The sequence below is a fragment of the Allostigmatella hybrida genome (genome assembly GCF_020103775.1).
GTDB classification, from domain to species: Bacteria; Myxococcota; Myxococcia; order Myxococcales; family Myxococcaceae; genus Hyalangium; species Hyalangium aurantiaca.
Genome location: NZ_JAHXBH010000054.1, coordinates 1 through 21693 on the forward strand (window position 1 = coordinate 1; position 21693 = coordinate 21693).

Consider the following 21693-nt stretch of genomic DNA (forward strand, 5'->3'; position numbering starts at 1 on the left):
TCGCTCCCCGTGGAGGAGCCAGGCGCCGAGCCGTCCGCCCGACGCCCCTGGCTCGTTAGCTCAACACACTCCTAGCCCACGGCTGAACCCGGCCCGCCGCCCACGCTGGCGGCGGGCCCCGGGCGCACTTGTCCCCGAGTCTGCTTCACGCGGTAGGACTTCTGGGCTAAGGCACCTCCCGGTGGGGCCTCTCCCACCCCAGCCCGGGAGCCCCCCTCAGGGGAATGCGCGATGACCGATAGCAGTCCACGCCCAGCGGAACGGATCCCCACGGGCATCCCCGGCCTCGACACGGTGCTGAGCGGCGGGTTCCGCAAGGGACGTACCTACATGGTGATGGGCCTGCCGGGCGCGGGGAAGACCATCCTCGCCAACCAGGTGTGCTTCCACCACGCCCAGCAGGGCGGGCGGGTGCTCTACGTCACGCTGCTGGCCGAGTCGCACACGGAGCTGGTCAGCAACCTCCACTCGCTCTCGTTCTTCGACGCCTCGCGGCTCCCGGAAGCCATCTCGTACCTGAGCGCCTTCAATGAGCTGGAGCAGACGGGGCTGGAGGGCCTGAGCACACTGCTGCGCAAGGAGATCCGCCACCAGAACATCTCGCTGCTCGTGCTCGACGGACTGGTGGCCGCGGAGGATCTCGCCCCCTCGCCCCAGGCGCTCAAGAAGTTCATCCACGGGCTCCAGGTGGTGACCAGCCTGGTGGGCTGCACCACGCTGGTGCTCACCACGGGCGGAGGGCGCGGACTCCAGGCCGAGCACACCATGGTGGATGGGTTGCTCATCCTGAAGCAGCGGACCGTGGGCGCGCGCACGCTCCGCGAGCTGCTCGTCCGCAAGTTCCGGGGCAGCGCCCACCTGCTCGGGCGGCACAGCTTCGAAATCACCTCCCGGGGGCTCGAGGTCTTCCCCCGGCTGGAGACCGTCGCGGAGGTGAATGCGCCCTCCGAGAACGCCGGAGATGCCCGCTGCGGCTTTGGAATCACCGGCCTGGACACGATGCTGGCCGGGGGCCTGCCCATGGGCTCCACGACCATCCTGCTCGGCCCTCCGGGCAGCGGCAAAACACTGCTCGGCCTGAACTTCCTGGCCGAAGGGGCCCGCAAGGGCGACCGGAGCCACTACTTCGCCTTCTACGACGCGCCCCGGCGCATGCTGAACCAGGCGGCCAGCGTGGGCCTGGAGCTCGAGCCGCTCATGGCGCAGGGGCTCATCGATGTGAAATTCCAGGCCCCCACCGAGCTGCTGCTCGACAAGCTCGGCACGCAGATGCTGGAGGCCATCCGCACGCAGGGCGCCCGGCGCATCTTCCTGGACGGCTACGATGCCCTGAACCGGGCGTCCGTCCGCAAGGCCCGGGTGGCGCGCTTCCTGGCGGCGCTGGTCAACGAGTGCCGGGTGAGGGGCGTCACCCTGCTGTTCACGGTGGAGACGGCCTCCGCCTTCGGCCCGGAAGTGAAGTTCCCCATGCAGGGCATCTCCATGGTGGCGGAGAACATTCTCTTCCTGCGCACGGTGGAGCTGCGCTCCGAGCTGCGCCGCTTCATCTCCATCCTCAAGGAGCGCAACAGCAGCTACGACGGCTCCCTGCGCGAGCTGCTCATCCGCCCCCAGGGGCTGTCGGTGGGCGCCGCCTTCTCCGACGCCCAGATGCTCCTGACGGGCCTGGCCCGCTCCCCCCCGGGGGGGCCTTCCCGCAAGAGTCCCCCTGGACGCAAAGGCGAGTAGGCATGGGTCCCATCCTCATCGTCGATGACGAGTTTGGCATCGTCGAGGCCCTCCGGGACTTGCTCGCGGATGAAGGGTACCGGACGGTCATCGCGAACAACGGGCGGCAGGCGCTCGACCGCATGGAGACCGAGAGCCCCGCGCTGGTGTTGCTCGACCACATGATGCCGGTGATGAACGGCCCCGCGCTGCTGGCGCTGATGCAGGCCGCGCCCCACCTCCGGGACATCCCCGTGGTGATGATGAGCGCCAGCCCGTTCTCTCTCTGGAAGCACCTGCCGTGCGCGGCCTTCCTGCCGAAGCCCTTCGGCATCGCCGCGGTGCTGGAGCTCGTCCACCGCTTCGCCGGCCCGCCCCGGATGCACTAGCGCACCACGTGGAAGGCCGTCTGGCGCTTCCACGCCCAGCGCACCTGGCCATCGGCGCCGAGGATGACGTCCTCCTCCTGGGCCGAGCGCACCTTCTGGCCGCCCCACTCCGCCACGGGCGAGGTGGCCTGCAGCTCGATGGAGTACCACATGGCCGGGAGGATGCGGTGATCGCCATTGCCGGGCACCCCCTCCTGCCGGTCCCACAGCCCCACCATGGCCCCCGCGCCGTGGCCGTGCAGCCCCACCGGGTGGGAGTAAATGGTGCCCTCGATGCCCTCCTGCCGCATGCGGGCGAGCGCGGCGGCCAGCACCTCGTTGCCCGTGCGGCCGGGCCGCAGTTCCTCCACCACGATGTCCTGCAGCCGGTTGGAGCGCGCCAGGGCCCCCTTCAGCCCCTCGGGCACCTCCGTCTCGCCCTCGCGCAGCACGTAGCCCATGTGCTGGGTGTCCGTGTTGAGCCGCAGCGCGGTGATGCCGAAGTCACAGTGCAGCACATCCCCCCGCTGGATGACCGGATCCTCGCCGAGCTGCGCCTCCCCCGCCCCCTGCCGCTGCACGCTCACCGAGGGGTGGAACCACGTGGCCAGCCCCAGGTCATTCAGCCGCTGGACCATCCACCACTCCACCTCCCGGACGCGCGTGGTGCCCGGGGTAATGACTTCATTGGAGAAGGCCGTCTGGATGATGTCCCACGCGAGCCGGTTCTCCTCCGCGAAGAAGCGCGCCTCGTCCTCGCTCCGCCACGCCAGCAGGTCCACCGGCAACCCCCCGGAGGGCTTGAGGCGCGAGGCCCACGCGGGCCCCAGAGCCTCCACCATGCCCTCGTACTCGCCGTGGGTCAGCCCGTCCGCGAAGGCGAAGACGCGCGAGACGTTGATGGCGACGGTGCGGGGCTGGCGCTCCTCCAGGAGCTGCTTGAGCATCTGCCACTGGTCCGGCCCCCAGGGCTCCACCGCCCTGCCCCCGCCCGCCACCTGCTGCGTGGGACGCCGCAGCTCGTACAGCCCGCCCTGGGCGTTGCCGCCCAGCGCGATGCGGGACACGCCCAGCTGCGCCCCCCGGTCGTGGAAGACATAGATGGTGCGGCGGCGGGCCGCGAACGTGGTGGCGGAGACCAGGGCCTTGAAGACAGGGTCCTCGTTGTACTCGCGCATCGGCACCACCCACAGCTCGATGCCGTGCTGGCGCATGAGCTGCGGGAGCGCCACCTCCAGCCGCTCGCGCAGCCACGCCTGCTGACGCTGCGCCTGCTCCTGGAGGGTGCCGAAGGGACGCGCGGGAGGCGAGCGCTCCCCGGCAGCGGGCCTTGCGCCCGGGGTGGCGCAGGCCGAGGACACCATCAATGCGGCAAGGAGCAACGGGAGGGACCGGAGGCGCATGGCCGGGCAGCATGGCACGGCCCCTCCCCTCCGGCGCGGGCGGTTTTCAGTCCCCGCCGGGCACGTACCGCTCGCTGCTGGAGAGTGTCTCCACCGCGTCGTTGAAGCCGCCCACCACCAGCACCTCGTTGCCCGGCAGCCGCAGCAGGCCCGCGCCCTGGCGGGGCTCCTGGAGCGCGTTCACCGGGTGCCAGATGCCCGAGCCGGGCTCGAAGCGCTCCGCCGAGGCGAGCGTCCCCGAGGCGAAGTGATAGCCGCCCACCACCAGCACGTCCCCGTCCCCGGTGAGCAGGGCCCCGTGGCCCTCGCGGGGCGTGCGCGGGGCCGCCGCGAGCGTCCACTGTCCCGTGGCGGGCTCGTACAGCTCCGCCGTCTCCGCGGCGCGCGAGGTGGTGCCGCCCACCACCAGCACCCGCCCATCCCCGAGCCGCGTCACCGTGTGGCCCATGCGGTGGGTGCCCGCGGCGCCCCCGGCGGGGCCCGCCTTCGTCCAGTGGCCCGTGGCGGGCTCGTACAGCTCCGCCTGCAGGCCGCTCACGAAGAGCACCCGTCCGTCCGCCAGCACCACCGCCGCTTGCGCGCCCCCATGGCCCCAGCCCGGCGTCTCCGCCGCATGCCAGGTGCCCGTGGCCGGATCGAACCACTCGGCCGAGCGCAGGGAGCGTTGATCCACGTCCGAGCCGCCCACCACCAGCACCCGCCCATCCGCCAGCGTCACCACGGTCGGATCCACGCGGGGCACCGAGAGCGGGGCCGCGGGCGTCCACACGCCCGTGGCCGGATCATAGATTTCGGTGCTCGCCAGCGCGCCGACGGGCTGCACGGGCGCGCCGCCCACCACCAGCACCCGCCCATCCGCCAGCACCGCTGCGGCGTGGTTGCGCCGCGCGGTCCGCAGGGAGCCCGTGGCGCTCCACGTCCCCAGGGCCGGCTCAAACAGCTCGCACGACGAGAGGGTCCGCAGGCCGTCGTGGCCTCCGGCCGCCAGCACCCGCCCATCCGCCAGCTGGACGAAGGGCAGCCGCTTCCGGGGCGCCGACAGGAGCGGCGCCCCGGGGAGCCCGTCCGGCCCGCGTCCCGAGCCACACGAGAACATCCCGGCGAAGACCATCAGGGCAATGAAAGACTTGGAAACCCGGCGCATGAACCCACCCGCGTGCTTGGTCGAAGAGGGTCCGAATAACCTGACGGTCTGACATGCTCAGCCGTTGACTCTTCAATGATTCTCAAGCTTTACGGGCACACTCGCCGAGGCCGCCGTGGTGTGTTGGACCGGGGGATGGTCAAATCCGCCCCGTTGGGTTCGCACCGGGAGGGGGCATGAACGCAGAGCAGGAAGAGGGGCCGCTGCGGGAGCGCGTTCAGCGCCTGGAGCAACTCGTCACGTCGCTGGAAGCCCGGCTCCAGCAGCTGGAGGCCCCGGCTCTCCGCGCCCTGCCCACGCCCTCACCCGCCGAGGCTTCCACGCCCGTGCCCGAGGCGCCGGCCCGCGCGGACCTGGAAGCCCACCTGGGCACGTACTGGCTGAGCCGCCTGGGCATCGTGGCCCTCATCACCGGCATCGCCTACCTCATCACCTACCGCTTCGGAGAGCTGGGGCTGCTCGTCCGGGTGGTGCTGGGCTACGCGCTGAGCGCGGGGCTCGGGGCCTTCGGGCTGTGGCTGTCCCGGCGCTACCTGCTCTTCGGGCGCATCGTGTTCGGGGGAGGGCTGGCGCTCGCCTACTTCGTCACGTACGCGCTGCACTTCATCCCCTCCGTGCGCGTCATCGACAGCCAGGTGCTCGCGCTGGTGCTGCTGGCGGCGTTCGTCATCGGCATCGTCGTCACCGCCCAGCGCATGCACTCGGAGACGGTGGCCGGCATCGCGCTGTTCCTCGGGCTGCACACGGGGATGCTCAGCGACGTCACCGCCTTCACCCTGCTGTCCACCACGCTGCTGGCCATGGGCGCCCTCTTCTTCCTCGTGAAGAACCGCTGGGTCATCGTTCCCCTCTCCAGCCTCGTCTCCGTCTACAGCACCCACACCCTCTGGGCGGTGCGCGCCCCCAGCCTCGTCCCCGGCGCGCCGGAGGAGGGGCGGCTCCTGCTGAGCCTGGCCTTTCTCGCGCTGTACTTCCTGCTGTTCGCCGTGGCGCTGCTCGCCCGGCCCCGGGAGCTCTCCGTCCGCGCGGGCCTGGCCTTCGCGTGCCTCAACGGGGTGGGCCTGCTGGCCCTGGGCGCTTACGAGGTGGAGACCCGGAGCCCCTCGCACCTGTTCCTCTTCCTCCTCGCCGTGGCGCTGGCCCAGGGCGCGGGTGCCCTCGGCGCCCGGTGGCGGCAGGCCCCCGCGTTTCTCTCGCACGCCTTCCTCGCCCTCGGCGCCATCACCCTGGCCCTGGCGATGCCCGCCCACTTCAGTGGCCGTGCCCTGGTGGTCTCGTGGCTGGTGACGGGGAGCGGCGTGGGGCTCGTGGCGCGCGCGCTCGCCTCCCCCGCCCTGCGCGGGCTCAGCGTGGCCATCCTCCTGGTGGGGCTGGGGGCCTCGCAGCTCACCGCCGTGAGGTCCCCGGGCGTGCTGGCCGCCGCCTTCGCGTGCTTCCTCCTGGTCGAGCGGCTGGGGGTGCTCCGCCCCGCCTGGCTCTCACCGCCGGAGGCCTTCCGGGGCCACGGGCTGCTCCAGGCCGTGTGCGCGGCCGGCGCGGGGCTCAGCCTGCTGTGGCTCACCGGGCAGGAGATGCCCGCGGGGCTCGTCACGCTCGGCTGGGCCGTCACCGCGCTGGGCCTGTTCGCCGTGGGCTTTGCCTTCCGTGAGCGCCGCTACCGGTTCGTGGGGCTCGCGGGGCTCGCCCTCACGCTGGGGCGGCTGCTGCTCGTGGACCTGTCCCGGCTGCCCACGGATCAGCGCGTCATCACCTTCATCCTGCTCGGGGTGATTCTGCTGCTCATCTCGTACACGTACACCCGGCTGAAGGACCGCAAGGCCTGACGCCCCCGCTCAGTGCGCCATGGGCACGCCGGCCGCGGGGGGCGCCGTGCCCGGGCCCTTGCCGCCCTTGGGGAAGAAGAGCCCCACGAGGAAGGCCGCGAGGGTACACGCGCTGATGATCCAGAAGTTGATGGTCAGCCCGGTGCCGAGCGCGCCGCTCAAGGTCTTCAGCAGCTCCGGGGACAGCCCCTGGCCATGCTCGGGGCCGAGCAGCGCATTGGCGGCGGAGACCGGCACGCTGGAGTCCTTCATGAGCTGCGCCACCATCACCCCGCCCATCAGCCCGACGCCCAGCGAGCCGCCGATGGTGCGGAAGAACATGTTGCTGGCGGTGGCCACCCCGCGCAGCTCCCACCCCACGCTGGTCTGCACCGCGATGAGCATCGACGTGGTGGTGAACCCCAGGCCAATGCCGAACAGCATCATCGCCAGCCCGGGAATCACCAGGGGCGCGCCCGGCTTGAGCAAGAGCGCCATCAGCCCCGTGCCCACCACGCTCAGCCCCAGCCCCACGACGATGAGCGGACGGGGCCCGGTGCGCAGCAGCAACCTTCCCGCCACGAGGCTCGCCAGCGGCCAGCCGACAATCATGGGGGTAATCATCCCGCCGGCCTCCGTGGGCGAGCCGCCCAGCACCCCTTGCACGTACAGCGGCACGTAGGTGGTCGCCCCGAACATCGCCGCCGAGAAGAGCGCGCCCGCCACCGAGGAGATGGCGATGACGGGAATCGAGAACAGGCTCATCGGGATGACCGGAGCGGGCACCCGGCGCTCCACCCACACGAAGGCCACCAGCAGGAGCAGCCCCAGGGGAAGCGCCAGCAGGTTGCGCCCCACGCCCTGCACGCCGAACAGCAGCGCCACCACGCCCGCGCCGAGCAGCGCCGCGCCCACGAAGTCCAGCCGCTGCGGCTTGCGCTGCACCTGCTCGTGGAAGAAGACCACCAAGAGCGCCATCGCGCCCAGCCCCACCGGGACGTTGATGAAGAAGATCCAGTGCCAGCTCAGGTACTTCACGATGAGGCCGCCGGTGAGCGGCCCCAGCAGCCCCGCCATGCCCCACACGGCGCTGAACGCCCCCTGCACCTTGGCCCGCTGCTCCAGGGTGTAGATGTCCCCCACGATGGTGAGCGACACGGGCTGCATCGCGCCCGCCCCCAGGCCCTGGAGGACCCGGAAGGCGATGAGCATGCCCATCGACGTGGCCAGGCCACTGGCGATGGAGCCCAGGAGGAACAGGCCGATGCCCACCAGCAGGACGGGCTTGCGCCCGTACAGGTCCGCCAGCTTCCCGAAGATGGGCACGGTGATGGTGGAGGCGAGCATGTACCCGGTGAACACCCAGGCGTAGCTCTGCAGCCCCCCCAGCTCACTGACCACCGTGGGCATGGCGGTGGAGACGACGGTCATCTCCAGGGCCGCCATGAAGATGCTCAGGACGAGCGCCAGCGTGGTCAGGGGTCGGTGGGTGGTTCGCATGGGAGGGCTTTGAGACGGCTTACTTCGCGTCCACGACCAGGACCATCCAGCGGTCCGTGGAGTGGTCGATGCGCACGTTGGAGGCACCGGCCTCCTGGAGCTGCTGCACGATGCGCTCCAGGAACACGAGCTGCTCCTTGGGGGCGTCCACGAAGAGGTTCTTCTGGCCCTTGGCCTTGGCGGCCTTGGCCTTGGCGGGCTGGCCCCCGGCGCCGTTGCCCTCGAACGCGCCGCCCACGGGCGCCTTCAGCGAGGCCTGCTCCTCCTCGGAGGCCTCCTCCGGCTCCTCGTGCGCGGGCTCCTCGGCGGGCGTGCCGCCCATGCGCTCCTCCAGCACCTGCTCGCGCAGCTCCTGGTACAGCTTGGGGTTGAGCGTGGCCTCGAACTTCTCCTCGAAGCGCTCGCGCGCCTCGTCACGGCTGAGGTCCGGCTGGCTGCGGAGGAGGTCCAACAGGAAGGCGCTGCGCTCCTGAATCTGGGCGTTGCTAATCCGTGGCATGTGCGAGTCCTTGGCGAGAGGGACGGAGGAAAGGGCGGCGCACCCTAGTCGAGCCCTGGCGGCCGGGGAAGGGCCCCCTCCGGGCCCTCGGCCCCCTCGCTTTCCGGGATGGGGACCCGGATGAAACAATGTTTCGGCCTCCATGAATGGCCTTCCCCGGGCGGGGGGGCCCCGTGACTTCCCCGCTGTGATTCCGTACGCTTCGCGGGCGCAGCGGTCTTCGGCTTGTCCCATCTTGGATGCGGGAAGAGGCACCATGAGACACCGCCTTTCACCAGCGGTTGCAGCGCCCTCGCCGAGCGTCAATCCCCGCCGGAATGATTTGCTGGCAGCGTTCGACGGCAGGCAAGTCTTGCTGGATCATGGCAGACCTGTCCGGGTTTCCACGCACCACGCGGGGACCCTGGTTTTGACCAGCGGCCGGGTGGTGGCCTGCCACCCCCTGTGCCTGCCGCCGCACCCCGTGCCCAAGGCGCACCTGATGGTGCTGCTCGCGCTGAACCACCGCGAGCCCTTCACCCGCACCGTGGCGCCTGGCCGCTACCCCGTGCTCCTCAGCGTGCTGCACACAGGCCGCGCGGGCTCGGCGGAGGCCAGCGAGTCCATCGCCATGGCCATGGTGCGCTTCGAGGACACCCGCCCCGTGCGGTGGGAGCTGGCCTCCCGGGGGGAGCAAGGGGCCCAGGTGCTGCCCCCTGCGCCGCCTCAGGGCCACCCGGCCGAGCCCGACGTGCTGGCCTTCCTCGATGCGGACACGGTGGAGCGGGCCTCTCAGACTACGCCCGCCTTCCTCAACCCGGCGTCCCCTTCCGCCCCCTCCTGGTCCAGCACCTCGCTGACGGTGGACGAGGCCTCCGGGGCCAACGTCATCGTCTTCTCGCCGGGCCGGTGCACCCTGCCCCCGCGCTACCCCCGGGCCCAGTCCTCGTGGTGGGGGCTGGCCGAGGACGGCCGGCCCGTGTGCCTCGTCACCGACTTCCAGCACCTGGACCTGACGCGGCCCGAGTTCCCCGACAACCCCGAGGCCCGGCGCGCCCGGGTGCGCGAGCTGGTGGAGCAGCTGCGCCACCCGGACGCCGAGACCCGGGCCCGGGCGCTGCGGGAGGTGGGGGGCTATGACGGGGACGCGCAGGAGGCCATGGCGCCCCTGCTCGCGTTCATCCTCGCGCCCGGCAGCAGCCCCTCCGAGCGGGAGTATGCCGCGGTGGCCATCGCCCGGATCTGCGCCGCGGCGCCGGAGCAGGTGGGGCTGCTGGCCCAGGCGATGCGCCCGCCCACGCAGGGCGAGCCCCTGGCCGTGTTGCTGCGGGCCGCCGCGGGCATTGGCCTGTGCCACAAGACCCCCGGGCTGCTCCAGTCCGTCGCGGAGCATCTCCTCGAGGTGCTGCTGCCCCGGTTGGCCGAGGACGGCCACACCATCCACGGCGCCATCATGGGGCTCATCTGGGACCTGGACGACCAGCGGCCCGAGGCCCAGGCCCTGTTCGTGCGCCTGCTGGACACGGCGCTCCCGGAGTTGCGCGTGGCGGCGGCGGCGCGGCTCTACCGCTCGCCCGTGAAGGCCTTCCAGGAGGCGGCTATGGAGACGCTGGCGGGCATCCTCCATGACACCGCCCTCGACACGGAGTTCCACCTGGCGGCGGTCAACTCCCTGAGCGCCTTTCCCCAGCTCTCGCCCCCGGCCCGCATGGCACTGTGGCACGCGGCCTCCAGCGCCCAGCCCCTGCTGGCGTGGTACGCGCGGGACTTGCTGCGCCAGCAGGCCTGAGCGCCCTCCCAGGGGACGGCGCAAAAACCATGGCCGCGGGCTGCCCTGATGGGTAGTGTTCCGTGTGTCCTACCCCCTCCGTCCTGCCTGCCCCTCGAACGAGCGAGCCCCGTGCCCGGGCGCCAGGCGGACCGCCGTGGAGGTTCCCGCCGCGTGAACGTCCTGCCTCCCCTGCCCGAGCTGATCGCCCAGTTCCTCCAGCGCTTCATCCACCAGCCTGCCGGGCAGGACCACCTGGCCCGCTATGCCACGGAGGCGGCCTTCCTCCGGGCCGCCTTCGAGGACATCTGCCGACGCGCGGATGCCGGGGAGGACGTGACGGAGCGGGTGCTGATGAAGCTCCTGCCCCACCGCGACACGCCCTACAACCGCCAGCGCGGCGCCTGGACGACGCTCTGGGCCCTCATCAACCGGGAGATTCAGCCCTGGTTCCAGAGCGTGGGCTGGGTGCCGGACGCGGCCTCGTGGCGGGACATCGCCAGCCACCTGCTGCGCCTGCTGCGCACCCTGGAGCGAGGCCCTCAAGCCGCGGCCCTGGAGGCCTTCGCCGCCTCGCCGCTGTCGCGGGGCTTCCGCTCGGGGTTTCTCAGCCCCGCGCTGCACGCGCTGCGGCCGGACCTGTACCTGCCCGTCAACGCGCGGAGCCGGCGCACGGCCCACTTCTGCCTGGCGCTGTGGGGCGAGTCCCGCGAGGTGAGCGTGGGCCTGGAGCACTACCTGGAGGCCACCGCCACGCTGCGCTTCGTGCAGGAGCGCCTCAAGCCCCTGGGCATCCAGGATGCCCACCACTTCGATGCCTTCTGCCACTGGCTGTGCGACCGGAAGCTGGGCGGCTACCTCGCCCGCCGCAAGGTGGAGGAGCTGGAGGAGGCCCCGGGCGACGAGGCGGGCGGCGAGCCCGACGAGGAGGTGGGCGCCTGGGTCGTCCGCAACATGCTCTCCAAGCGCAACTTCCGCGCGGAGATCCGCCAGGGCCGGCGCAGCACGTGGAGCGCCCTCCAGCGCGGCTCGCGCGAGTGGCTCCGGGATGCCGAGCCGGGCGATCTCGTCTTCCTCTACCAGGCCAGCCCCGTGCGGGAGGTGCTGGGGCTGGGGAAGCTGGCCTCGGAGCCCATCCCGGTGGGCGAGGAGACGCGCTTCGAGGTGGAGTTCCTCACGGACGTGCTGCCGCAGCCCATTCCGCTGGCCGCCATCCAGGCGCACTCGACGCTGTCCGGGATGATGATGGCCTCTCCCCGCAGCGGCATGGTTCTGCCCATCCGCGCCGACGAGCTGCCCCACCTGGCCCGGCTCATCCGCGACCGCAACCCCGAAGTCCAAGAGGTGCTCGCCCCGTACCTCCCCGCCGAGTCCCTGCTCCCCGAGTCCCGCGCCCCGCGCGTGCTGGACCTGGCGGCCTGGGTGGAGGAGTGGCGCCGCACCTCCGGCTTTCCGGACGAGGCGGACCTCCGGGAGGCCGCCCAGCGCGAGGCCTGGGCGCGGATGCTCTCCCCGGAGGAACTCGGCACGCTCGCCCCGGAGGACTTCCGGCCCGTGTACCAGCTGGGCGTGCTGGGCTCGACCGGGCCCCTGCCCGCGCTCAACCGCTTCTTCCTGGAGGCCAGCGAGGAGCAGCTGGGCCACTTCCGGGCCACGCTGCGCGAGGTGCTGCACGGCGAGGGCCGGCTGGAGCAGCGGCTCGACCGCGCGCTCGTCAAGGATTCGCCCACCGCCGTGAAGGGCCTGAGCGAGGCGGTGCTCATGAAGTGCCTGGCCGTGGTGCAGCCCGGGCGCTTCCTGGGCATTCACTGCCACGAGGGCGACACCGGGAAGGCGCGGATGATGGAGCTGCTCGGGCTGCCTCCGCTGCCGGGCTCGCTCCCGGCGGGCACCCGGGCCGTGCGCGCCAACGATGCGCTGCGCGAGGCGCTGGCGCACCACGTCACGGGGACGGCGGACCTGCCCGCGCCCCAGGCCATGCGGCGCTTTCTCTACTGGCTCAAGGCGCGGTGGGATCAACAGCCGCCGCCCAAGGCGTTGGATCCGGCGGAGCGCTTCCTGCACACCACCTCGCTGCGGCGGGAGCGGCTGGAGGAGCTGTGCGCGCTCTTGGAGCACCGGCGCCAGCTCATCCTCTATGGCCCTCCGGGCACGGGGAAGACGTTCATCGCCCGCGAGCTGGCCCGGTACCAGGCGGGCGCCGAGAGCCGCTGCGAGCGCGTCCAGTTCCACCCGGCCTACTCCTACGAGGACTTCGTGGAGGGCTTGCGGCCCCAGGTGGACGCCCAGGCGCCGGGCGGGCTGCGCTACGAGTACCGCCCCGGCATCCTCAAGTCCCTGGCGGCGCGGGCCCAGGCCTCGCCCACCGAGCGCTTCGTGCTGCTCATCGATGAAATCAATCGCGCGGCGCTCCCCCGGGTCTTCGGCGAGCTGCTCTACCTGCTGGAGTACCGGGAGGAGCGCGTGCGGCTGTCGGGCTCCGGGGACTTCTTCGAGCTGCCCTCCAACCTGTACCTCATCGGCACCATGAACAGCGCGGACCGCTCCATCGCGCAGATCGACGTGGCGCTGCGCCGCCGGTTCCACTTCGTGCGGATGGATCCGGACACGGAGGTGCTGCGGCGCAACCTGCTCAAGTGGGACGTGGCGCCGGATGTCTGTGATTGGGCCGTGCAGGGGCTGGAGGCGGTGAACGCCCGCATCGCACGCTCGCCGGGCCGGGAGTTCTGCATTGGCCACTCGTTCTTCATGGACAAGGACCTGGACCCTGGGCGCGTCGAGCGCATCTGGCGCCATGACATCGCCCCGATGCTGGAGGACTGCTTCTATGACTCCCCGCAGGTGGTGCCGGAGCTGCGGGCGCTGTTCGACGCGGCGCGCCCCGGCCCCGTGGACATGTCGGAATGACGCCGTGGGTGCTCACCGAGTGGGAGTGGGCCGAGCTGCCGCTCTCCGCCGAGGATGTCCTCGCCGCGCAGTCGCACCTCGGCTCCGCGCTCTCGGCCGAGCCCTCCGCGGGAGGCTTCCGCCTGCGGGCGCACGGGGTGGCGGGGATGGTGGCGCTTCCGGGCGGGGTGCTGCACCTGCGGCCCCAGGTGCCCTCGCTGCACCTGCTCGCGCTGGCGGACTATGCGGCGAAGGGCCTGTCCTGGGGCGAGGACCTCGTGGGCATGGCCGGGACGCAGGAGCTGCTGCCGCTGCTGGGCTCGCTCTACGTGCGCCGCGTGGAGCGGCTGGCGCGCGGCGGGTGGGTGCACGGCTACCAAGAGGAGGAGGCAGAGCAGTCCGTCCTCCGGGGGCGCTGGCGGGTGGACCGGGACATCGCCCGGCCGCCCACGCACCGTCACCGGCTCACGTGCCGGTACGATGACTTCACCCGGGACGTGGCGCCCAACCGCGTGCTGCTCGCGGCGCTGCGGGTGCTGGAGCGCGCCAGCCTCTTCGGCGCGGCCGTGTCGGCTCGCGCCAGCGCCCTGGCGGCCACGCTGGACGGGGTGCACGCCCAGGCGGAGGTCCGGGCCGCGCAGAAGGTCATTGCGTCGGATCGCCGCTTCGCCGCGTACGGGCCCGCCGTGGGGCTCGCCCACCTCCTTATAGAGAGCACCGGCGTGCAGGCCATGCAGGGGCCCCATCCCCTCGCGTCGTTCGTGGTCCGCCTGGCGCCCCTGTTCGAGGCGGCCGTCACCCGGGCCCTGGTGCAGGTGGCGGCGACGCGCGGCGTGACGTGCCATGTGCAGCGAGCCCTCACGTTGGACGCGGAGGGACGGCTCACCCTCATCCCGGACGTCGTCATCGAGCGGGGGGACGCGCGTCTGGTCATCGATGCCAAGTACAAGCTGCCCGCGGAGGGGCTGCCGCCCGCGGAGGACTTCCAGCAGCTCGTCACCTATCTGGCGTGCGTGGGAACCCACCAGGGCGCCCTGGTCCTGCCCGCCCTCGGGGCGGTCCCGGAAGAGACCACGCTGAACCTGTCGACCTTCGGCCAAACGAGTCAGGTGCGCGTAGTGAAGGTCCCCTTGGGAGGCCGCGTCACCACCGTGGGGGCGGCGCTGGAAGCCGCCGCCGAGCGCCTCGTGTTGTGGCTGGCCAGTCCGGTTCGCCCAGGTCAGGATGCTGCGGGCAGGGCGCGGAACTCGGCGGCGCAGTCGAGGAGCCGGTGGATGGCAGCTTCCTGATCGCCCCGGGCTGCCTGAAGGAAGGCGTCCTCCCAGGTGTGCCCCGGGTGAACGCGGCCTGTGTCCTGGAGCCAGCGCTCGAAGCGCAGGTACTCCTCGTCCTTCAGGCCCGCCAGGGAGAGACACAGCCGGTAGCCGTCGATGTACCCGGCCATGCGCTCCACGCGCGCCTCACCGATGTACATGAGGATGCGGCCCACGCGGCGGATTTCCATCAGCTCGTCCAGTGTGGGCACGGAGGGGTAGGCCGGCTGGAATGACGGCGGTTTGCCCAGGCAACTTCGCTCCCCGGTACTCATGGGCATGGCCGCGAGTTCCTCGGGTGACAAGCTGCGGAACTCGGCCACGGAGTCGAGGTACTTGCGGACCGCGCGGGTATGGTCGCCACCGCATTCCCGCAGGTAGGCCTCCTCCCAACCTTCAGGGGGCCACGCCTTCTTTACCTTATCCAACCACAAGTCGAGCAGGTGGTCCTGACCTTCATCCATGCCGAGATGAGACGTACAATGCCAGTACCCAACCGTAAAACACCTGAGCCGACCCGTATTCGGGATACCCAGGTACAGATAGGGCGGTGACTGGCGTGTCTGCATGTCGCTCCGGATTTGGAGGAGCACGGCAACGCGGGTAGGCGGGAGCTTTGCTGCAGGAGGGAGTTGTCCCTGGCTCATGGTGACTCCACGACCTTCACAGCGATGGGCGCTAACGCGGCAAGTCGGCTCATATAGTCGGCCCAGGGGAGCCCTGCGGCGCCGGTATATGCGTCGTAGCCACGGCCATTCATGCGGACCAGGACGTGGAGCCCTGCTTTCGAGACATGCGCGTCCTTGCCATTCGCCAAGCGGAAAACGATCTCGACATAGGCCCGCCTGTCCGCGACCTGGGCCGTGAGTTCGACGTACTCTGGTTTACCACCCAACCGGGTGAAAACGGTGTGGATGCTCCGCGCCACACCCTGGCACGCGCCTGGCACCTGTTTGCTCGCGTCGAATGCGGCCTTGAAACCGGTGAGCCACAGCGGCGCCTTGAGCCCCATGGCCACTTCGTAGGCATGAATGGCTTCCGCCAGTTCTCCGCGCGCCAGATGCGCCAGCACCTTCGCTCGTGCCGAGTCTGTGATGCCTTGCACCTGCGACGCAGTGATGGCTGGCACCGATCCGTGTGCCCACTGCGGGCCCACCATGCACAGCAGCAGGAACCACCCCAGCATGTGCTGACGGAGCATTCCTGCGGATGCTAGCACCAGCGCACAGAGTCCCTACGACGTGCCAAGTCGCGTCAAAACGGAGTCTCCTGTGTGACCCCTTCCCAGGACGGCTCAGCCCGCGCGGCGCTTCGCGGCGCGGCGGGCCGCATCCAGCCAGCGCCCGTGTACCCGCGCCGCCTGCGCCCGCGACATGATGCGGGCCCCGGGCCCCATCGCCTCCTCCACGTGGAGCCCCAGGTCGCCCGCGACTTCCGCCGCCGCCATCGCTCCAGTGAGGGCCGCCCCCTCCATGAAGCCCTGCGCATCCAGGCTCGTGTGCTCGCCGCAGAAGTGCAGGTTGCCCACCCGTTCGATCTCCGCGCCCGAGATCGTCGTGAACTGGCCGACCTTGTAAGCCGAGTAGCTGCCGCGCGTGAACTCGTGGCTCGGCCAGTGCATCCGCGCCACCGCGCCGTTGGCCGACTCCCTCACGCCCGGGAACACCTCATTGAACCCCGCCAGGAAGGCCGCCGCCTGCTCCTGCGGCGTCCCCACCCCCACGTCGATGCCCTTCTGGCCGCCCGTGAAGTTGGTGATGATTCCCGAGGTCCCCGGCTGCTGCCGGCTCGTCTCCCACGTCTGCATGTAGCCCACGTCCGTGTACGTGCTGCCATCGGACTGGTACGTGTCCCGCCACGGCCGCGCGGAGAAGCCCACCATCAGCTTCGCGTTGGTGCCATAGCCCAGCTCCTGGATGGCCTTGCGCTTCACCGCCGGCATCGCCACCTGCAGGTCCACGTCCCGCAGCACCGTGAAGGGCAGGGCCAGCACCACGTGGTCCGCCTTCACCTCCCGCGTGCCCCCCGCGCCGTCGAACGTCAACTGGTAGCGCCCATCCGACAGCGTCTTCAGCGCGCGCAGCCGGTGCTCCAGGTGGATCTGCCCCGGCGCCAACCGCTCCGCCAACCGCTGCGGGAAGAGATCATTGCCCTCCTTCGCGCGGTAGCGCTCGTCCGACTCTCCGAACAGCTCGAAGCGCGTGGTGTCCGTGGAGATGAACGTCAGCAGGTTCAGGCTGTTGCAGACATCCGTCTCCATGCCGAACTCGCCCACGTAGGCCAGCTCGATGAGCTTGCGCACCGGATCCGACGCGGGAATGCCCTCCCGGTCCATCCACGCCCGCAGCGAGAGCTGGTCCAGCCCCTGGGCCCCGTTGGGCGTCCGGTAGGTGATGTACTCCTCCGGATCCTCCAGCACCGTCAGGGCCGCGTCGATGCGCTCCGCGATGGGCGCGAACCCCTCGAGGATCTGCGCGTCGGTGAGCTGGTTCCCGTCGAACTGGGCCACCAGCCGGGACAGCGCCGGGTCCTCCTGCGCGAAGTCCACCAGCTCGATGTCCAGCTCCTCGGACAGGTCGTGCAGCGTGACGTGGCCCGTGTCGATGAGCTCGCCGCCCAGCTCGCAGGTCTGCCCCTCCGGGAACACATCGCGCGCGGTGAACATCCGGCCGCCCACGCGCTTCGAGGCCTCGTACACCTGGGCCTCGACGCCCAGCCGCTTCAGCCGGTACGCGCAGTGCAGGCCCGCCGTCCCTCCGCCGACGATGACCACGTCCTGCGAAGAGGGGTTGCCATCCTCCCCACAGGCCGCGAGCGTGGCGGCCCCGGCCGCCCCGGCCGTGAGGTGGAGGAAGGAGCGTCGGTTGAAACGGGAGCGCTCATGCTGCATCGCAGCGTACTCGGCCACCGGCACCCCGGCGGCGTTCGCCCTCCGGGCAGTACGCAATGCATTCAGGACCAGGCTCATCAAATGGGTACGGGCCATCCGTCTCGACGCTCCATGGGGGAAGGTGTCGCCTCCCTCCATCCCATGTCTGGCTTCACACTGTCTAGGGACGCACGGACCGTGAGCGGCGGCGGCGCACTGCGAGCAGGTGCGTCATTCCCAGCACCATCCAGAGCCCGAGCGGCGCCGCCGAGCCGGACTGGCACCCACAGCCGCCTGTCGCCAGTTCGGACTCCGGCAGGTCCCCTTCGCCGTTCCCCGCGTCCGGCGTGGGAACCGAGCCCCCATCCGTGCCCGCATCCGGCGGCTCGGAGGGCCCCCCACCATCGCCCTCCTCTCCGCCATCCAGGTCCGTGCCGCCGTCCGGGCCGGGGCCGCCATCCGCGTCCGTGCCCCCATCCGGGGCCGGGCCGCCATCCGTGTCCGTGCCCCCGTCCGTGCCGCCGTCCGGTGAGCCCGGCGGAGGCAGCGAGGACTGCGCGACATAGATGCCGGAGCCCCACTCTTCCTGGTTGTTGTCCGGCGGGGCCAGTCCCGCGACAAACGTGACATCCCCCCGGGCGTTGAGCTTGGGCGAGCCGCCGAACACCGGCGAGGTGGCCGTCTCCTGGTCCACGCGGGCCTCCCCGAGGTCCGACGGGATGATGTCGTGCTCGGACACCACGCGCTTCTTCGTCTCGCCGTCGCTCACCCACACCGCGCGCATCCCCGCGCTGTCGAAGGCCCGGAAGACCACCAGCCCCTGGTCATTGATGTCGGGAGGGAAGAACTCCACCTCCTTGATGCCATCCTTCCCGTTCTGGGCCAGCACCTTCAGGGCAGTGCCATCCCACAGCCACAGCGTGGTGAAGCGGCTCCCGCCGGGGTCCCGGTACGTACCCAGGAAGGCCACCTGGCCCGTGTTGGAGAGGGCCGGCTGCACCGCGGCGAAGCCGTAGATGGGCGAGGCCGGGTCCACCGCCACTGACGCGGCGATGCGCTGGGAGTTCCCCTCGGAGGTCCACACCCGAAGCTCCTGGACCCCAGCGCCCGCGGACACTCGGTCCGCCACGCCCGCCACCTGTCCCTGGTCATTGAAGCCGGGAGAGTAGAGGTAGAAGAAGGGGCTCGCCGGATCCACGCCCTGCTCCCGGGCGAGGTACTCCGTGGTGAAGCCTCCTCCGGCCAGGGGGTTCAGGCGCACGTAGGCGCGGCCCACCCCCGAGAAGCTGACGCGAAAGCCCAGTTGCCCCGCCTCGTTGAGATCCAACGCGTCCCAGCTGTTCGCCCCGATCGGATCCCGGACGAGGGTCACCCGGCTTGGGTCCGACGCGTTGAGCAGGTAGATGCCGTTGCTGGAAGAGTAGGTCACTGCGAAGGCGAGGTCGCCCTTCGCGTTGAGGCCCGGGTCGCTCGACAGCGTGTCCTCGCCGAGCTCCGGCAGCAGGTAGATGCGGGAGCCCACGCCGTTCTGGCCCCACCACAGGGCGCGGCGCCCCTCGGGGGTGATGGACAGCCGGAATGCCAGTTGACGGTCCAGCGTGAGCGGAACGTGGTAGCTGCCGGGCAGCAGGTTGCCCGGCTCCAGGTTGTAGGCCCCGGACGGATTGCCTGCCAGGTTGATCCGCGCCTGAATCTGCAAGGTGTAGTCCGGCAGCTCGGCGAGGGCGGGGCGCGCGGCAAGCGCGCCTCCGAGAAGAACGGTCGGGATGAGCAAGGAGCGCATCCTGTTCCCTTCCGTGAAGCAGTCTGCCGAGTCAAGCCCCCCTCCCCTGGAAGCCCTCCAGCCAGACGAGGCCCTTTTAAAGCCCGGAGCCCCAAGCGGTTGCCAAATGGGCCTGGGGTGCGTGTTCACACGCCTGTCCATGGATAAAAACGAGACTTCCCACGTGCCCCCCGCGCAGTTGCCCCTGGGAGCGTTCATCCGGACCCAGCGCGCTCACATCCTCAAGGACTGGGAGCAGTCGGTCCGCCAGCTTCCCCACGCCCAGGGGCTGTCACGGCCCCGGCTCCTGGACCACCTGCCGGAGCTGCTGGAGCGGATCGCCAACGTCGTGGAGACCGTGCACACGGGGGGCAGCGCCTCGCTCGATGACATGCCGAAGCTCCACGCGCTGGACCGGCTGGACTCGGGCTACGACCTGGACGAGGTCGCCGAGGAGTACGCCCAGCTCCGGGCCTGCATCCTCCATTTCTACGGCGACTACGTGAAGTCGGGCGGCGCGGAGTCCATGGCGCTGGCGATGCGCGAGATGGTGTCCTTCAACCGGACGTTCGACGAGGCCGTGGCCGCCGCCGTCTCCCGGTATGCCCAGGCGCGCGAGCGGACGCTGGTGGCGCTCGACCGCATCTCCGAGGCCGCGCTCGGCACCGAGAACCTGGACACCTTCCTGCCCAAGCTGCTGCGCGTCATGCTGGAGACCACCGAGGCGGTGGACAGCGTCACCCTGCTGCTGTGCGAGGATGACACCCTGCAGGTGCGCGCCTCGGTGGGCCTGGGCGAAACGATGGCCCAGGGTTTCAGCATGAAGGTGGGCGAGGGCTTCGCCGGCCGCATCGCCGCCCAGCAGCGGCCCCTGGAGGTGCGCTCGGCGGCCACGGATCCGCTGGTGAAGAGCGGGGCCCTGCGCACCCTGGGCACGCGCGCGCTCTACGGGGTGCCGCTGATGTACGGCGGCGAGGTCATCGGCGTGGCCCACATGGGCAGCCGCACCGCCTTCGAGTTCTCCAACGAGGACAAGCTGCTCTTCCGCGCCATGGTGAGCCGCGCCACGGGCCTGCTCGTCCAGGCGTGGCTCGCCGACAGCGAGCAGGAGGCCCGGGCCGAGGCCGAGGCGCAGAAGCAGCTGCTCAACCTCATCATCGAGCAGAGCGGCGAGGCCATCATCATGGCGGATGCGCAGGGCGTGGTGCGCATCGTCAACGCCGAGGCCAAGCGCCAGCAGTGCTGCGGGCTGAAGCAGGTGGGCCCCTCCGCATGGCAGGAGGTGGGCGGCCAGCTCACGGAGGACGAGCAGCCCCTGGAGCAGGGCGAGTTCTTCATCCGCCGCGCCCTTGAGGGCGAGGTGGTCACCGATGCCCGGTGGAAGGCGCGGCGGAAGGATGGGGTGATGCGCACCTTCAGCGGCACCGCGTCCCCCTTGCGCCGGCCGGACGGCGCGCTGGCCGGCGCGGTGCTCACCGCCCGCGACGAGACGGAGCGGCTGCAGCGGGAGCGCGAGCGCACCGAGACGCTGGCGCTCCTGGACCTGATGCTCGCGGCGGCCCCCATGGGCATGGCGTTCCTGGACCGGGAGCTGCGCTACGTGCGGGTCAACGCGTCCCTGGCCCGCTCCAATGGCCACTCCGTGGAGGAGCACCTGGGCAAGACCGTGGCCGAGGTCATCCCCGGGTACGCGCCCCGCTTCGAGCCCCTGCTGCGGCGGGTGCTGGAGACGGGCGAGGCGCTGCGCGGCTTCGAGTTCAGCGGCCCGGAGGCGGGCACCCCCTTGGGCCCCCTGCACCACTGGGTGGTGGACTCCTTCCCGGTGCGCACCGGGGCCGGGGAGCTGCTCGGCCTCGGCTGCGTCATCATCAACATCACCGAGCGCAAGCAGCAGGAGGAGCAGCTGCGCAAGACGGCGGAGTTCCGCGAGCGCTTCATGGGCGTCGTCTCCCACGACTTGCGCAACCCGCTCAACGCCATCCTCCTGTCCGCCAATGCGCTGCTGCGCGCCGACGGCGTGCATGCCAACCACACCAAGGTGGCCCGGCGCATCGTGACCAGCGGCGAGCGCATGGTGCGCATGATTGGCGAGCTGCTCGACTTCACCCGCGGCAGGCTGGGCGGCGGCATTCCCGTCCACCCGCGGGCCAGCCACCTGCGCCACCTGTGCCGCCAGGTCATCGAGGAGCTGGAGATCAGCCACCCGGGCCGGGAGCTGCGGCTGCGGGCGGACGGGGACTTCCAGGGGACGTGGGACCCGGACCGGCTCACGCAGCTCTTGGACAATCTGGGCAAGAACGCGCTCGACTACAGCCCCGCCCACGCCCCGGTGGCGCTCACCCTCACCGACCAGGGGGACACGCTCCAGCTCGAGGTCCACAACGACGGGCCCCCCATCCCCGCGGCCCTGCTGCCCAACATCTTCGAGCCCTTCCGGAGGGCCGTGGCGGGGGATGCCCACCCGACCTCGGGCCTGGGGCTGGGCCTCTTCATCGTCCAGCAGATCGCCCAGGCCCACGGGGGCACCGTCTCGGTGGCCTCCCGGGAGGGACAGGGGACCCTCTTCACCGTGCGCCTGCCCCGGCATGCCCTCCCGGCGCCCCCGGACTTCCCGCTCTAGCCCGGATCGATCACGGGTAGAGGGAACACCGCGTAGCGACCGACCGATAAGTGGAGAGTTCTCAAGGCTTTCC

15 protein-coding genes are annotated in these 21693 nt (G+C 71.1%); 7 read left to right on the forward strand and 8 right to left on the reverse strand.

Features of this window, described 5'->3' with window-relative positions:
- Positions 1 to 231: 231 nt before the first annotated feature.
- Together KY661_RS36570 and KY661_RS36575 are read left to right on the forward strand one after the other, a co-directional pair.
- The gene (locus KY661_RS36570) at positions 232 to 1728 is read left to right on the forward strand and encodes an ATPase domain-containing protein (RefSeq protein WP_225414597.1); all 1497 of its coding nucleotides are present in this window, start codon (positions 232 to 234) and stop codon (positions 1726 to 1728) included.
- Between the two features lie 2 nt (positions 1729 to 1730).
- Complete coding sequence (locus KY661_RS36575) at positions 1731 to 2096, forward strand: response regulator (protein WP_225414598.1); 366 nt, start codon at positions 1731 to 1733, stop codon at positions 2094 to 2096.
- Here the strand turns inward: KY661_RS36575 and KY661_RS36580 are convergent.
- Positions 2093 to 3478: a M24 family metallopeptidase gene (locus KY661_RS36580; protein WP_225414599.1), complete on the reverse strand. Its 1386-nt coding sequence runs from the start codon at positions 3476 to 3478 to the stop codon at positions 2093 to 2095. The genes KY661_RS36575 and KY661_RS36580 overlap by 4 nt on opposite strands.
- A gap of 46 nt (positions 3479 to 3524) precedes the next feature.
- Positions 3525 to 4622, reverse strand: a complete 1098-nt coding sequence (locus KY661_RS36585; RefSeq protein WP_225414600.1) for a Kelch repeat-containing protein — start codon at positions 4620 to 4622, stop codon at positions 3525 to 3527.
- Positions 4623 to 4798: 176 nt separating this feature from the next.
- On the opposite strand from KY661_RS36585, the gene KY661_RS36590 reads away from it, so the two are divergent.
- On the forward strand, positions 4799 to 6445 hold the full coding sequence (locus tag KY661_RS36590) for a DUF2339 domain-containing protein (protein ID WP_225414601.1): 1647 nt from the start codon (positions 4799 to 4801) through the stop codon (positions 6443 to 6445).
- Positions 6446 to 6454: 9 nt separating this feature from the next.
- On the opposite strand, the gene KY661_RS36595 is transcribed toward KY661_RS36590, so the two are convergent.
- Positions 6455 to 7924: an MDR family MFS transporter gene (locus tag KY661_RS36595; protein WP_225414602.1), complete on the reverse strand. Its 1470-nt coding sequence runs from the start codon at positions 7922 to 7924 to the stop codon at positions 6455 to 6457.
- 19 nt (positions 7925 to 7943) lie between these two features.
- Positions 7944 to 8423 (reverse strand): hypothetical protein, encoded by a 480-nt coding sequence (locus KY661_RS36600; protein WP_225414603.1) that lies wholly within the window; start codon positions 8421 to 8423, stop codon positions 7944 to 7946.
- Positions 8424 to 8832: 409 nt separating this feature from the next.
- Here KY661_RS36600 and KY661_RS37470 point away from each other — a divergent pair, with 409 nt between their 5' ends.
- The 3 genes from KY661_RS37470 to KY661_RS36615 all read left to right on the forward strand — a co-directional run bounded on the left by KY661_RS37470 (position 8833) and on the right by KY661_RS36615 (position 14345).
- Positions 8833 to 10191 (forward strand): DUF4241 domain-containing protein, encoded by a 1359-nt coding sequence (locus tag KY661_RS37470; RefSeq protein WP_263437670.1) that lies wholly within the window; start codon positions 8833 to 8835, stop codon positions 10189 to 10191.
- A gap of 153 nt (positions 10192 to 10344) precedes the next feature.
- Positions 10345 to 13077, forward strand: coding sequence for an AAA family ATPase (locus tag KY661_RS36610; protein WP_225414604.1), 2733 nt, complete (start codon positions 10345 to 10347; stop codon positions 13075 to 13077).
- Positions 13074 to 14345: an McrC family protein gene (locus KY661_RS36615; protein WP_225414605.1), complete on the forward strand. Its 1272-nt coding sequence runs from the start codon at positions 13074 to 13076 to the stop codon at positions 14343 to 14345. The genes KY661_RS36610 and KY661_RS36615 overlap by 4 nt, the downstream gene beginning before the upstream one ends.
- Here KY661_RS36615 and KY661_RS36620 read toward each other — a convergent pair.
- From KY661_RS36620 to KY661_RS36635, 4 genes are all read right to left on the reverse strand, one after another.
- Positions 14276 to 14833 carry a hypothetical protein gene (locus KY661_RS36620; protein ID WP_225414606.1) on the reverse strand — a complete coding sequence of 186 codons (558 nt, stop codon included), beginning with the start codon at positions 14831 to 14833 and terminating at the stop codon, positions 14276 to 14278. The two genes, KY661_RS36615 and KY661_RS36620, sit on opposite strands and share 70 nt — an antisense overlap.
- A 179-nt stretch (positions 14834 to 15012) precedes the next feature.
- Positions 15013 to 15555: a hypothetical protein gene (locus tag KY661_RS36625; RefSeq protein ID WP_225414607.1), complete on the reverse strand. Its 543-nt coding sequence runs from the start codon at positions 15553 to 15555 to the stop codon at positions 15013 to 15015.
- A gap of 108 nt (positions 15556 to 15663) precedes the next feature.
- Positions 15664 to 17355, reverse strand: coding sequence for a flavin monoamine oxidase family protein (locus KY661_RS36630; protein WP_225414608.1), 1692 nt, complete (start codon positions 17353 to 17355; stop codon positions 15664 to 15666).
- A 64-nt stretch (positions 17356 to 17419) separates the two neighbouring features.
- A complete protein-coding gene (locus tag KY661_RS36635) occupies positions 17420 to 19021 on the reverse strand; it encodes an MXAN_5453 family MXYO-CTERM-anchored protein (RefSeq protein WP_225414609.1) in 1602 nt (533 codons plus the stop codon).
- Positions 19022 to 19160: 139 nt separating this feature from the next.
- On the opposite strand from KY661_RS36635, the gene KY661_RS36640 reads away from it, so the two are divergent.
- Positions 19161 to 21620, forward strand: a complete 2460-nt coding sequence (locus tag KY661_RS36640; RefSeq protein ID WP_225414610.1) for a PAS domain-containing protein — start codon at positions 19161 to 19163, stop codon at positions 21618 to 21620.
- Positions 21621 to 21693: the final 73 nt, after the last annotated feature.